This is a genomic window from Aquiflexum sp. (genome assembly GCF_041749095.1).
In the GTDB taxonomy this organism is placed as follows: Bacteria; Bacteroidota; Bacteroidia; order Cytophagales; family Cyclobacteriaceae; genus Aquiflexum.
In genome coordinates this window covers 1-14,040 of the sequence record NZ_JBGTCA010000317.1, presented here as the reverse complement: position 1 = coordinate 14,040, position 14,040 = coordinate 1, and the positions used below count along the sequence as shown (strand labels likewise).

The 14,040-nt window shown below is 40.1% G+C and carries 9 protein-coding genes and 1 pseudogene; 5 read left to right on the top strand and 5 right to left on the bottom strand.

All coding sequences use genetic code 11. From position 1 onward, the window contains the following. Positions 1-1,470: ABC transporter permease (locus tag ACEW8O_RS14785; RefSeq protein WP_373495399.1), on the top strand; the 1,470-nt coding region annotated here is incomplete at its 5' end. Positions 1,471-1,803: 333 nt separating this feature from the next. On the opposite strand, the gene ACEW8O_RS14780 is transcribed toward ACEW8O_RS14785, so the two are convergent. The 5 genes from ACEW8O_RS14780 to ACEW8O_RS14760 form a co-directional block, all read right to left on the bottom strand. Next, a complete protein-coding gene (locus ACEW8O_RS14780) occupies positions 1,804-2,799 on the bottom strand; it encodes a bestrophin family protein (RefSeq protein WP_373495398.1) in 996 nt (331 codons plus the stop codon). 89 nt (positions 2,800-2,888) lie between these two features. Continuing rightward, positions 2,889-3,722 carry a hypothetical protein gene (locus tag ACEW8O_RS14775; protein ID WP_373495397.1) on the bottom strand — a complete coding sequence of 278 codons (834 nt, stop codon included), beginning with the start codon at positions 3,720-3,722 and terminating at the stop codon, positions 2,889-2,891. A gap of 2 nt (positions 3,723-3,724) precedes the next feature. After that, entirely contained in the window at positions 3,725-4,675 is a 951-nt protein-coding gene (locus ACEW8O_RS14770; protein WP_373495396.1) for a Smr/MutS family protein, read from the bottom strand. Beyond that, positions 4,672-5,973 (bottom strand): deoxyribodipyrimidine photo-lyase, encoded by a 1,302-nt coding sequence (locus ACEW8O_RS14765; protein WP_373495395.1) that lies wholly within the window; start codon positions 5,971-5,973, stop codon positions 4,672-4,674. The genes ACEW8O_RS14770 and ACEW8O_RS14765 overlap by 4 nt, the downstream gene beginning before the upstream one ends. Before the next feature lie 32 nt (positions 5,974-6,005). Next, positions 6,006-10,625 (bottom strand): translocation/assembly module TamB domain-containing protein, encoded by a 4,620-nt coding sequence (locus ACEW8O_RS14760; protein WP_373495394.1) that lies wholly within the window; start codon positions 10,623-10,625, stop codon positions 6,006-6,008. A gap of 12 nt (positions 10,626-10,637) precedes the next feature. Here ACEW8O_RS14760 and tsaD point away from each other — a divergent pair, with 12 nt between their 5' ends. The 4 genes and pseudogenes from tsaD to ACEW8O_RS14740 all read left to right on the top strand — a co-directional run. Then, the gene (gene tsaD, locus ACEW8O_RS14755) at positions 10,638-11,642 is read left to right on the top strand and encodes a tRNA (adenosine(37)-N6)-threonylcarbamoyltransferase complex transferase subunit TsaD (protein WP_373495393.1); all 1,005 of its coding nucleotides are present in this window, start codon (positions 10,638-10,640) and stop codon (positions 11,640-11,642) included. A gap of 248 nt (positions 11,643-11,890) precedes the next feature. Then, positions 11,891-12,358 (top strand): SsrA-binding protein SmpB, encoded by a 468-nt coding sequence (gene smpB / locus ACEW8O_RS14750; RefSeq protein ID WP_373495392.1) that lies wholly within the window; start codon positions 11,891-11,893, stop codon positions 12,356-12,358. Positions 12,359-12,411: 53 nt separating this feature from the next. Then, positions 12,412-12,918: an HNH endonuclease gene (locus tag ACEW8O_RS14745; RefSeq protein ID WP_373495391.1), complete on the top strand. Its 507-nt coding sequence runs from the start codon at positions 12,412-12,414 to the stop codon at positions 12,916-12,918. 85 nt (positions 12,919-13,003) lie between these two features. Continuing rightward, a pseudogene (locus tag ACEW8O_RS14740) lies at positions 13,004-14,040 on the top strand (hybrid sensor histidine kinase/response regulator); the annotation flags it as partial.

Below are 14,040 nucleotides of genomic sequence, written 5' to 3'. Positions count from 1 at the left end.
ATGAACCTGTCAACTGCCAAATCCCAGAAAAGAGCCAAGGAAGTCGGTGTAAGAAAAGTAGTAGGCGCAGAAAAAGGAGCATTGGTCAATCAATTCCTCAGTGAATCCCTTTTGATGACATTCTTTGCAACTGCATTTTCTATTCTGTTGGTAGAATTGACCTTACCTATTTTTAACACCCTGACAGGAAAATCCATGTCAGTTCCTTACTCAGATGGAATTTTCTGGCTACAATTGGTTGGCGTAATGCTGTTTACCGGATTGGTCGCAGGAAGTTATCCGGCGTTTTATCTTTCTGCCACCAAAGTGGTTTCTGTTTTCAGAAGCCATACCAAATCAGGCAAAGGAGTGGTACTTGCAAGGAAGGGACTTGTCACCTTTCAGTTTATCCTCGCTACAATCTTGATAGTTTCCACGGTGGTGGTTTATCAACAGATCAATTATGCCCTCAACCAAAACCTTGGTTATGACAAGGAGCAACTGTTGGTAGTTCCATTGGAAGGGAAGTTGGCGGATAATTTTGAAGTATTCAAAAACCTGATTGATCAAAAGGATGATGTTAAATCTATCAGCAGGTCATCACATTCTTTATTGGGAAGAAATACAAATACCGGAGGTATCAAGTGGGAAGGAAAGGACCCTGATTTCAATGCGCTTTTTGAAATTATGCATGTAGATTATGGGTTTTTGGAAACGGTGGGTTTTCAATTGATCAAGGGAGAAGATTTCTCAAGAGACAAAGGGGCTGATTCTGTTCAGGGTGCCATTATCAATAGAAGAGCTTATGAAATGATAGCCGAAAACAATCCTGAAGCGACTTCATTTAACCTGTGGGGATCTGACAGAAGTATCACAGCTGTTGTGGAGGATTTTCATTTTCAGAGTTTCCATCAGGCAATGGAACCGGTCATTATCCTACTTAACCCACAATTTGCATATAATTGCTATATCAAAGTAGAGACCGGTAATATCCAAAACACCATCGCATCTATCAGGAATGTTGCTGAAGAAATCAACCCTGATTTCCCTTTCCATTATACTTTTATGGATGAAAATTATGCAAGGATGTACAATGAAGATGTTAAGATAAGGGAGCTTGCCAAGTACTTCAGTATTCTTACTATATTGATTTCCTGTTTGGGACTTTTGGGATTGTCCGCCCATGTGGCAGAGCAGAAAACAAAGGAAATCGGCATCAGAAAAGTATTGGGAGCCACCACATTCTCTATCCTGAATGTGATCAATAAAGAATTCATAGCTGTTGTGTCTGTCTCAATCCTGGTTGGGTCCGGTTTGGCTTATTGGTTGATGCAGGATTGGTTGGCGGGTTATGCTTATCGGATTGATTTTGAATGGTGGTTTATTCCTTTGGCAGCGGGAGTCATACTATCAATTGCTTATTTGACTGTCACCCTTCAAGCCCTTAAAGCCGCGCAAGTGAATCTTGCCTCTACTTTAAAAAGTGAGTGATATAAAGGATGAAGGAGGAAGGATGAGGAATGAAGGAGGACGTGACAAAGGTGGTGCGTAATTGCGAGGAGCACTTGGGAAACTTTGATATTTTGAATAGTCCTTCGTGCGACGTGGCAATCTCGTTAGGGATGAGGGATGAAGTTGTACAATGAACAAAGTACATAGAACCAAGAAGCAAAGCCTGCCCCGAGTATCGGGGAACCATGAGACAAAACAGGTTTCCCTGAAGGTCAGGGAAGCAGGAAAATGACTTTCAATCTATTACCTCCCTACATCATACTTCTAACCTAATACTTTGTACATTGTACATAGTACTTGGTACATCTTCCCCTACATCAAAAACCCATTTTCCACTGGATAGGGAGCGGGAATGTTGTCATCTTCCAGCATTTCTCTGAGGTCGATTTCGATACTACGGGCTATTGAGGTGATGGGGACATCATTATAGGCAGCTTCAAAGGGATTTTCTGAATAATCACCTATCCTGTCCATCAGAAAGAAAATCCAGATGATCAATCCTCCAAAAGGAATGGTCAGCCAAACATGCAGAACCCTGGAGGCTTCAAAAATATTCAATAATCCAAAAGGAATCAGAGCACAGAACACGTAATTCATCCATAGGGCCGTGGAGGCATACTGTCGGGGCAGAGGAAAGTTTTTGATTCTTTCGCACATGCCTTGGTTGTCATAAAGTCTGCTGATGATCTGATGCAACCATACCTGCTTGTAATCGGAAATATATCCTTCGGTTTTTAGTTCCTGAATGATTTCTGTTTGTTTTTTTAGGATATGAGAGGGAATGTTACTTTTTACTTTAAGGGTCTCCCATTCTGATTCATTGATATATTTTTTGATTTCATGTTCCAGTTTATTTGGATAAGAGTCCTTAAAAGTCGGGGTAAAATCCATTTTGACAGGGTCTTCATCGTGTTCCCATGATTTTTTTTCTCTCAACTGATACTTAAGTGCATGCATCCAGGCCAGGTGACGGTAGATGATGGTTTTTTTGAGTTCCTTATCACCTAATTCATCTTTGCCCTCCAGCAGCGTCAATATGGCGGTGGTAAATGTCCTGCTGTCATTGACAATGGCACCCCAGATTTTTCTCGCTTCCCATGTCCTGTCATAGGAACTGTTGTTTTTGAAACCAAGATAGAAAGCAACTGCAATACCGATCACACTGATAGGTTCCCATGGAAGGGTGAACTCCCAATCAGTGAGTTCATATAAAATAACGATTAAGGTGGAATAAAATAACCCGTAATAGACTGATTTTCTTGACCATCTTATGGTCATCCAAAAACTATAATGCCTTTTTACATACATATCAAATAAGTCTTTTTTAATTGCTGTTAGAATCTTTCCCAGTATTTCAAGGCATTGAATTTAATGAAAAATTTATGGTTATCTCCCCCTCATTCCAAAATTCTGTCAAAGAGAAACCTGCATTTTTCGATTACTTTTTGAGTATGGGATTTTTTATTCACTTGAAGTTTTGAGAGGAGGTCAAGGTATTTCTTGGCTATATTTTCTTTATCTGTCAAATGAAATGATAAATGTTGGACAAAGAGATGGTTTTGGTACCAATCCAAAAGTGATTGTCTCAACCCGCCCATATGTCCATGAATCTCTTCCACAAAAATCGAATTGAAACCGGATTCTATCCTTAAATTTTCCAGTGCAATAATGACCCGAAGACCTTCATAGATGTCTTTCAGGGCTTTACTGTCCATTTTGGTTTTGTGTTCAAGGTTGAAAAATTCAAGCTCTTCGTTGATAATTTGAGTGGTTGCTGTATTGATCATCAAGGGCTTGAGGCCTTTGCTGTAGTGGTGCGCCTCTTCATACAGTTTGTCCCAAATCTGAAAAGGTGTGCTTACAATTAGGTCATATACTTCTGCATAAAGTTTCTTTTTATCAGATTCAAGAGATTTGATATAAGTATTGAGAGTCATGTTTTGGCCCACAGTATGTAACCTTACCTGATCCAATACCATCTTGATATGTTTTACTTTTTTCAGACCTTTGAATAAATCCTTGAAAGGGGAAAAGAGTTGGAACTTGAGATTGTTTTCTTTGAAATAGATCCTGGAAAGCAGGTCAATATATATCTCCAAAAAAATCAGCTTTTGCTCCAGTTCAATGGCTTTTTTTCCTTTGAATTGTTTGCCCAATGAAGAGAATGCCGATTTTGCTTCTTCAAATTGAATATGAAAAAGCCTGAAAATCGGGGAGGTTTTTCCTTGCATGTTTAGGATATTCTGACTAGAGTTGCTCCGTAGCCAAAGCGGCTCTTTTGTGTGTCCTGAAAATACTTAATATTTCCTAATTGACTCAGATACTTGTGGATTTCTTTTTTCAGGACGCCATTGCCAATACCATGGATAAAGGAAATTTCATCCATTCCCGAGGCAATGGCATAGTTGAGGTTCTTTTCAAAAGTATCCATTTGAAGTTTCAGCATTTCGCTGTTGCTCATCAATGAATGGTCTTTGGTCAGTTGTTCGATATGAAGATCGATTTCTTTGGGAGGCCTTTCGAAAGTTGTCTTTGTATCCTTGGCTTGTGGATTCAGTTCCTGATTGAGTTGCTTGATGTCAATATCCTTTGCCTGATCCGAAACTTTGAAAACATATCCGGATTTATCCAAAACAGGAACCACACCCTTGCTTTTGAAAAAGGCTGAAGCTTTGAATTTAAGCCGGCGTTCAAAGGAAGGCTGCGTTTTTTCGATCCGGGGATGGATGGGAAAAAATTGGATCAATAAAGTGGGCCATTCTTCAAAGTCCTGAATTGATTTTTCTCCGATCTTCTTACTGGCTCTTGTGGCGATTCTTTCTGCAATAATCGTCTGACTGTTGTCCCCATATACTTCTGAGGCCATGACCATGTATTCTCTCCCGGAATTATTACATAGATAAATGCTGTGGTCTTTGTCATTGATAGGAAGATAAGCCAAAAACAATCCCTCTTCCCTGGCACTTTTTGGAGTCAGTTTGCTGTCAATTTTATCCACAACAGCAGCTTTTTCCCCTCCAAAATATTGTCTTTCCACTGCTGAAATTATCGCAATTTCATTTTTCATTGCAGGAATCCTAAAACCGTCCTCTATTTCCACCTCCACTCTTCCACCTGCTGATATTTTGGTTATCACTCCCTCTTCGTTGCCATGCAGCAACCTTACCCTATCTCCTATGTTCATGTGTTCAATGCGTTTTTATAAGTCTCTATCGCCCGTTCCCTGGCAAATTTATGGTCAACCATTGGTTTGGGGTATTTTTCAGTCCCGTATTCCGGAACCCATTTTTTGATGTATTTCAATTCTTTATCGAACTTCTCGGTCTGGGATTCAGGATTGAAAACCCTGAAATAAGGCTGTGCATCAGTGCCGGTTCCAGCCGCCCACTGCCATCCTCCATTATTGGAGGAAAGTTCGAAGTCGAGCAATTTCTTTGCAAAGTACGCTTCTCCCCATCGCCAATCAATCAAAAGATGTTTAGTCAAAAAACTTGCCACGATCATTCTTACCCTGTTGTGCATGTATCCGGATTGATTCATTTGCCGCATTCCAGCATCCACGATCGGGTATCCTGTCTTGCCTTCACACCATTTTTCAAATTCCTCCTCATTATTTCTCCAAGGTATCCGATCATATTTGGATTTGAAGGCCTTGTCCACCACATCTGGGTTGTGGTACAAAATCATCATGTAAAATTCCCTCCAGATCAGTTCATTAAGGTATGTTGTATTCAATTCATCAGCTTCCAGGGCCAGTTTTCGAATACTTAGTGTTCCAAACCTCAAATGTATCCCCAATCTACTGGTACCATTTTGAGCCGGGAAATTCCTGGTCTTGTCATATTTACTGATCAGGGGTTTGTCGATTTCCAATGGAGGAATTTCAATATCTGATTTTTCAAATCCCATATCTTTCAGACTTGGAATGGGTAAAGGTTCTGTTTTGAGAAAATTCTTTTTGCGTTCATCCAAACCCAGCAATTCAATTTTTGATTTATGGAATTTTTCCAGCCAGACTTTGCTGTAGGGAGTAAACACTTTGTAAAATTCACCTGAGCCGTTTACGATCTCCTCTTTTTCAAAAATCACTTGGTCCTTAAAATCCAGAAATTGGATCCCCTTTGATTTTAACAGTTTTTTGACTGCATCATCCCTTTCTTCGGCATAAGGCTCATAGTCCCGGTTAGTATAGACATTTTCAATTTCATATTCTTCCAGAAGTTCTTCCCAGATTTTGAGGGGTTTCCCATACTTTACAAGGATACTGCTTTCATAGACTTTCAGATCTTCACTCAATTTACAGACATGGGAATGTATAAATCCCACCCTTGGATCTTGTTTATCTTCCAGTTTATCGAGTATATTTTGATCAAAAATAAAGAGGGGCAATATATTTTTTTCTTGGGTATAGGCATAATACAGCCCCGTGTTATCCTCCAGTCTTAAATCACGCCTAAACCAAAATATGCTAACTTTTTTCATTTTCTTTAAATTACCAAAACAATGGAATTGTTTCAATTATCATCCTCTTTTCTGAGATTTTTATTGGGAGGATCCATTTGAAAATCCAAAGGACTGGATCTTCTATCCAGGTCATTCAAGGGTATCGGTTTCCAATTTAAACCTTCCTCAAATTCATATCTCAAAAAGTCATCTGTGTCATTTATTCTAAGTTTTTCCCGGTCTTTGCTTTTGATCCTTTCCCATAATTCCCCGAATGAATTGAATGCCAGATTTTGAGATACGGATACACCATATGTTGCGACATTTCTGGCCAGAGAAAGGGAAGTAAAGGTGTTGAAATTGTTTCTATTGTAAATCCGCATACGGTATCGGCCATCCTCGGTCAGCAGGTATTCTGCCTGCCAGTCACCGGCAATACTGTTCAGATCGGCATTTCCCTGAAGATCCGTAAAACCACCATCCCTGGTAACCCTCAATCTGCCATCCAGAAATGTATAAGCTACCCGTAACTGGAAGGTTTCAAGGGCGTTTTGATCCAGATTTGCCAAGTCGATATCCACCTCCAGGTTTTGGTCCACCTGTGCAATAAAACTGTTCAGTTGGGAGGATAAGAGCTGACTGAGGTTGGAAGTGGCAATGTTGCTCACTCCGCTGAACTGTCCTTCAGGAGAAAGAGAACGCATCATGATGACCGAGAAAACCTGGCGGTTTTTTTCCTGCTCATCATTGGCAATCCTATTTTGGAATGCAGAAATATAAGTCTGAACATTACCTTCAGTTGGAAACTCCCCAAAATCAAAATTGAATGTAATATCAGGGGAAAGAAGACTTCCTTTCAAATCCATATTGACCTTTAGCGGCCACCTTCTTCTCATCTGTGGATCTTCAATTGTCGTATTCTGTAGGTTTTGCAGGTTTTGTAATGATACACTTTCCTGATAATAAGCCCTGATATCCATCACCCCTTCAAATGGATCGCCAAACCAAGAAATCCTTCCTCCAGGCTGAACAATAAATTCTCTCCTGATCACATTATAAAGGGAAAAGTTGTATTTGGCCTCAGTGATTTCATAGTTTCCCTCCATGGAAAAGTTGCCCTGGGTATCTATTTTCAAAGTCAATACCCCTTTACCCCTGCCTTGGATATTCTCTCCGGTCCTGGGGTCAATCTGGATTTCGGTATATGCATCCGGGGTAATATCCAAAATAAAATTCATCCGGACATTCTGAATGGCAAGCTTCTCCACTGTTTCCTGAGATTCCACCATTCTCACAGTGTCACGGACATTGATAATTGTGATATAATCTTCCTGGGCCTGCACACTGGTAGCTCCCAAGGGAATAAAGACCCTCGTATTCGGCTGTGAAGTCGCCCGCGCTGTGATGTCCAGGTTATTGGCAGCTCCGAAAATATTGAGTGTGCCGGTGACAAAGGCAGTTCCATAGAAAATATCATTGTCCCGGACTCCGGTATTGAGTACCTGAAAGTTTTCAAGATTGGAACTGATGTCCAGGATAAAATCCGAAAAATAATCATGTGATACTCCTCCCCTCATCCTGGCCCTGTTGCCATTGGTGTCAAGGATATTCAGTTCCCTAAAACTGATCTCATTGGGACTGAATACCAAGTTGCCATCAATGGTATAGTTGGTGTTGAGGTAGTTGACCAGAAGCCTGCCCTCGTTGATCTTTCCACTGCCCGATATTACCGGAAAATTCAATGTGCCCACAATGTCAAAATCTCCCGTGACTGTCCCGCCCATATTGGTAAGATAGTCCGAAAGGAAGGGTTCAAGAATTGAAAGGTTAGCCTCATTCAATTTCGCCTTTAATTCCAACTGTTCATCATCACTTCCTAAGGAACCATTGATGGTAATGACATCCTTTCCTTCTCTGGTATTCGTCAGTTCAAGGTTGGCCAGTTTTTCGGAAAAATAAGTCGCCGCTTCAACATTCCCTATGAGAAACCTGTTGATATAAAGGTCCTCAATATTCAATTGGCCATTGATTCCAAATATCTCGTAGAATCCTGTCAATCCGAAATTTCCGTTTGCCGTTCCTTCAAATTCTTTTACACTCAGAGTATTGAAAAAATCCAGATTTACATCTTTTATTTCAAGCCCAAGTACATCTTTAGGGTCAGGACCAATGGTTCCGCTCAGGGAAATGAACTGTTCATTGTTGAAGAGCTTAATATTGTCAAAAAGGAAAGAATTATTAGCAATGAAGATGCTATTGTCCGGATCAAAACTCCAGCTTTTATCGAGGATTTTCAGTTCGGATGGTTCAAAAATGACTGTGGTGTGGTCAGGGTATATTGTGATTTCATTTTTGATCCTGACATAACTGCCTGTAGCCAACTGATCCTGTGAATAGCTGAAGTCTATATTGGATTCATCCCAAATGGCCTCCATGCCCAGGTTGTTGAAAGTCAGACCGGAATTCAGTTGCTGCTTTTTGGAGAAAATATAAAAAGATGCCAATACTTCGTTGCTGTTGTTGAGTTTGGAAGTGTTGAAGTCAAGGTTGGTATTATAAAGTAGATTACCATCAAAATATATGGTATCAATACTCGAAAAGAAATTGAGTACGGCATTGTCAGGAGTTTGATAAAAGGCTCCCTCCATCAAGGTGTTTTTAGAAATGGTCGCTCTTGGCTCCAGTAAATTGATGATGGGATTGATGTCAATGAAATTAAGGTTGATGTCAATACTATAAGGTTCGGGACTTTCATAAGTCCGGAGAAATACTTTTTCTTCCGAATTGGTCAAAATAGAAAAATATTCCTTGCCGAGATTATGTACATCCGTGAGCAATTGCTGTACCTTGAAATTCCCCGAAATTCCTGCTACCAACAAATCAGAATTAAAAGATATTACCCTTGATTGATCAGTAAATAAAGATTGGAAATAGAAATTGTCCACATAAAGGTTCCTGCCTTCATAACTCAGTTTCACATCACTGAACCTTGCTATTCCCTCGACATCATCCAAAGTAATGCCTCTAGTGTCCATGTCGACATTTCCACTTATGAAAGTATCACTCTCCAATAATTCAAGCTCTTTTAAAAAAGCAGTATCCAATTTGACATTCAGCCTTATGGAATCCTTGCCATCCCTGAGATCAAGAACCCCCTGGGCTTCACCCTTTAGGTTGGGGTCATTGACTACGATATTTCCCCTGAACAGATCCTTTCCGTAAGTCGCATCCGTTTTGATATTTGCATAATTGTAGCCTTTTATGCCCGCACTTTTGATATCTGCATCTACCTCGAGAAGCAATGTCTCCAAGTTAAGCCCGGTGCCCTTGACCCTTCCTGTCATAGTGACTTTTTGGAATTTTTCCCGATCATCCAAAAGAATTCCTAAATCCAGGTTTTGGGTTTCCAATCTGCCATTGAATGTTGGCTGTCCCTCGTCTGACCTGAAATTCAATCTTCCGATAATATTCCCTATGCCGGTCCTGAAATTACCATTGGCAGTGAAGAAATGCAGGTATCCCGAAAAATCAGTATCAAACCGTATGTCCCTGAATTTGTTCAGGTCCCGTTTGGCATCTTCACTGATATATGGTGCAAGGTCATTACTGTTCAGCACAGAATTCACCAAGGACAATTGAAAAAAAGTATTGTCTATATCCGGTAATCCATCAATCTGAAACTTCCCAAACAATGCACTCCGTTGCCCGAATCTGATCAATAATTCTTCCGAGGAAAGATCCTTAACTGTACCTTCAATCTCACCGCTAAGAAATATCCTGTCTTCATAATTCGGAATCTGATCCGTGAAATACCTAAGATCCTGAATATCCAAAACAGATTCATCCAACTTGGCCAGGAGGCGGACTTCCTCATTGAAATTGGACAATGACCCTATCGAGTCATAACTGAACCTGAGGTAATCCTTGATTTCGGTCTTGTTGGACCGTAAAAACAGGTTGTCGAACTCCATAAAAGTGGAGGAGTAGGTGAAGTCTGTTTTCAGTTGTTGAAATACAAGTCCTGAGGTGGACTCGACACCCCTCAAATAATTGACCTTCATGCCGATGGTAGGGCCATCGGTATAAAAGTCATCTGCATCAGCCACAAGGTCTCGGAATAGGAGATTGTTGTAATCAAAGCCCTCAAGCACCGGTTCTGAATTATAATTAATGATATCCAGTGATGTGTCTTTGAAATAGATATTGGAGATGGAGAATTTACCTGATTTTTTATCAGGATCTTTACTTGCAGGAAGCAGGTTATTTATTCTACTGAAAAATTCTGCAATATTGAGGTAGCTTTCTTCTTTATGGAAAAGTAGGCGCACATTTCCGGTTTCCATTTTGATCTGGTCCAAAGAAGCGTTTTCACTGTCAAAAAGTCCCGCAATGGAAAAATCAATATAAACTTCTTCCAAATCTATCATCAGGCTGTCATGGTGATCGTAAATCACCACATCAGTGAGGCTGATAGCATCCCACCATCTGATCCTTACTTTCGAAATGCTGGTATCAAAGCCCGTATTTTTGCTGATATAGTTTGTTAGCCTATTGGTGACCTGGGTCTGTATATATGGAATTTGCAGTGAAGCCGCTATCAGCAATATGAAAAGGGTAAGGAAAAGAACCAACCTGAAGATGACCCTTAAGGCTTTCAGTATTTTTTCCGTAACTTTCGGTTTGTTTTCCAAGGAATAAGTGAAATGAAGATTAATATTCTGGCCATTGAGTCGTCCTGTGATGAAACGTCGGCAGCGGTAATTTCTGATGGCAAAATACTTAATAATATCATCGCCACGCAATCTGTACACGAAAAATATGGGGGGGTAGTTCCTGAACTTGCCTCGCGTGCCCATCAGCAACATCTGATTCCCGTCATCCATGAAGCCATTCAATCTTCGGGAATTGATAAAACCCAACTGTCAGCCATTGCTTTTACCAAAGGACCTGGCTTGCTGGGCTCTTTATTGGTCGGTGTTTCATTTGCCAAGTCTTTTGCATATGCTTTAGGACTGCCTTTGATAGAGGTGAACCACATGCAGGCGCATATTCTCTCACATTTTATTGATGAGCCAAAACCGAAATTCCCTTTTATCTGCCTGACGGTAAGTGGCGGGCATACACAACTGGTATTGGTAAAGGATTTTCTGACAATGGAAGTGATAGGGGAGACCACCGATGATGCAGTAGGTGAGGCATTTGACAAAACAGCAAAGTTATTGGGATTGCCATATCCAGGAGGACCATGGATTGACCGATACGCCAAGGAAGGCAATCCTGAAGCTTTCCGGTTTCCGGTTTCTGATATGCCGGGATTGAATTTTTCCTTTAGTGGAATTAAAACTGCAATATTATACTTTCTAAGAGATAAGGTCAAAGAAACCCCATCTTTTATTGAAGAAAATCTGGCTGATATCTGTGCTTCTATACAATTTACATTGATAAAAATGTTGATGCAAAAGCTGAAAATAGCTGCCGGAGAATTTCAGATAAAAGAAATTGCTATAGCGGGTGGGGTTTCTGCCAATTCCGGTTTAAGGAATGAACTGCATGACGTGGCCCAAAAATCAGGTTGGAACATTTATATTCCAAAATTTGAATATTGTACCGATAATGCAGCAATGATAGCGATGGCAGCCCATTATAAATTTCTAAATGGAGAATTCAGTGATCTGGAAGTTGTGCCTGAGGCGAGGATGAAGCTTTAGTTTTCAGTAAGCAGTGGTCAGTTTGCAGTACGCAGTGGCCAGTGTTCAGTACAGTAGGCAGTTTTCAGTTTGCAGTTTGGGATTTTGTTTTGAATTGAGAGGTCAAAATGCCGTAGGCATGACCGAAATTATAGCCCGGTAATTTATTGCCGGGATCAAAAGGAAGAAAGTGATCTTAAAGTGCCGTAGGCACGGACGATATAGAAATGGCAGTTTTCATTGGGCAGTTCAAAAGCGTTAAATAAATCATGACAGTGAAAAAAAATAAATTTGATAAGATCATCAATATCAGGAATAAAAAGGCAAGCCATGAATTTGAGTTTGTAGATACTTATGTGGCGGGATTGATGCTGACAGGAACTGAAATCAAATCAGTTAGGGAAGCCAAGGTCTCCCTGACAGAGGCCTATTGCTACTTCAGGAGGGGTGAACTGTATATCAAACAAATGCACATTGCCCCCTACTCAATGGCCGCAAATTACAATCATGATTCGGTAAGAGAAAGAAAGCTCTTGCTAAACAAAAAAGAACTCGATAAATTGGAAACCAAATTTTCTGAAAAGGGTCTATCCATCATACCTGTCAGGATATTTGTCAATGACAAAGGTTTGGCAAAATTGGAGATAGCGCTTGCGAGGGGAAAAAAACTTCACGACAAAAGACAAGATATAAAGGAAAAAGACCTAAAAAGGGAGATGAACCGGATAAACTTCTGAAACAATCTCTTTACAAGGCTGGTTTTTCCGTTCAAAGAGAAAAAAAATAAATTATGGAGAAACGTGTTTTGGTATTAAATCTAGACCATAGCCCAGTAGCCGTTGTCACCGTGCAAAAAGCGCTCGTTTTGACTTTTTTGGATAAAGTAAGCTGTTTGAGTTTTTATGATACTCTCGTCGTGAGGACAATTTCAAGAGAATTCAGGTATCCGGCAGTCATCCGTCTCAACCAATTTAAAAACATACCCTATAAAGGAGTTCTCCTCAACAGGGCAAATCTTTTCAGGAGAGACAGCAATGCATGCCAGTATTGCGGTTCGCAAAAGCATTTGACCATAGACCATATTATTCCCAGATCAAAGGGAGGAAAAACCAATTGGACCAATCTAATCACTGCCTGCCATCGATGCAATGTACTGAAAGGAAACAAAACACCTGACCAGGCAGGGATGCTTTTAAAATCAGAACCTTTCAGACCGACATTGTCATTTTTTTTGGCAGAATATGCGGAAAGACATGCTGAAGAGTGGATGCCGTTTTTGGAGTTCAGGACTGTCTAAAATTCAATCTGATTTATATTTAAATTGAGTAATGACTCAATAGATAAATACGGAATGGTTATTGTCTGAATCTGATAAAAAGAGTTTGGACAGATCAAAATCTAAATATCAGGTAGGGAGTAAAGTTGTACTTGGATTTTTCCTTGCGGTTTTTTTGGTGATTGGTGTCAGTGCTGTGACCTATTTCAGTATCCGGAATTTACTTGACACTGTGGAAAGTCTTTCGGAACCCAACGAAAAGCTCCGTCAGATCAATGGACTTATGGCTGATGTATATCTTTTGGATATGTCCAAAACAGAAAGAACATCGGATAAAGATTCTATTTTTGAGCAAACTTTATATCGGGTAAAAAACAGGCTTGCCTGGTTAAAGGAATTTTCCAAAGATGCTATTGAGCTGGAAAGTTTTGAAAGAATAAGTTTGAATATCAGTGAATTAATGATTGTATATGCAGGATTGGAAGAATTGAGGTATAACCTTACAAACCGGAATTTCAGCGCGGAAGCACTAATAAACATTGAAAGAAGGATCCAACGCCAGCAGGAATTAAGTGAAATGCAGTTTTTGGGAAAAATAAGGGACAGAGATTTTTTGGCAGAGATTTCTACCCCAACGCAATCAGGCGATTCAATTGAAACTGATGAAGAAAATATACTTTGGGATTTCAAGAAAGAGGACCTTGATGAAGGGTTAATTGAAATTGTCAAGGATATCGAAGAATTGCGGAATTTGGATTCTGCCGCAAAATCTGAATCTACCGAATCGGCATTGTTAATTCTGCGTAATTTTGTGGAAAGAATGTATCGTGATGAACAAATGCGGCAGGATAATTTTGTGCAGTTGGAATCTAGACTTTTGAATAAGAATAAAGAGGTTTTTTCCCAGATTGAAATGCTTATTTCCAATATGCAACGCGATCTGTTTATTGAATACAAGATTCAAAACCAATCTGCCTATGGCCTTACTTATAGGGTTTCTGTCATTTTAGCTGTTTTGGTATTTTTAGGTGTTGTGGGCTCCCTGGGATTTGTTTACAGTATCCTGAATGAGGTTAAAAAAGCCAATACCTACCGGGAAAAACTTGAGGATGCCAAAAAACAATCAGACAGACTGGCAAAAGC

What these genes read in the sequence shown, in the direction of transcription:
- ACEW8O_RS14780 (WP_373495398.1), bottom strand. Translation starts at nt 2,799, where the DNA reads ATGTATGTAAAAAGGCATTATAGTTTTTGGATGACCATAAGATGGTCA.
- ACEW8O_RS14775 (WP_373495397.1), bottom strand. Translation starts at nt 3,722, where the DNA reads ATGCAAGGAAAAACCTCCCCGATTTTCAGGCTTTTTCATATTCAATTT.
- ACEW8O_RS14770 (WP_373495396.1), bottom strand. Translation starts at nt 4,675, where the DNA reads ATGAACATAGGAGATAGGGTAAGGTTGCTGCATGGCAACGAAGAGGGA.
- ACEW8O_RS14765 (WP_373495395.1), bottom strand. Translation starts at nt 5,973, where the DNA reads ATGAAAAAAGTTAGCATATTTTGGTTTAGGCGTGATTTAAGACTGGAG.
- tsaD (WP_373495393.1), top strand. Translation starts at nt 10,638, where the DNA reads ATGAAGATTAATATTCTGGCCATTGAGTCGTCCTGTGATGAAACGTCG.
- smpB (WP_373495392.1), top strand. Translation starts at nt 11,891, where the DNA reads ATGACAGTGAAAAAAAATAAATTTGATAAGATCATCAATATCAGGAAT.
- ACEW8O_RS14745 (WP_373495391.1), top strand. Translation starts at nt 12,412, where the DNA reads ATGGAGAAACGTGTTTTGGTATTAAATCTAGACCATAGCCCAGTAGCC.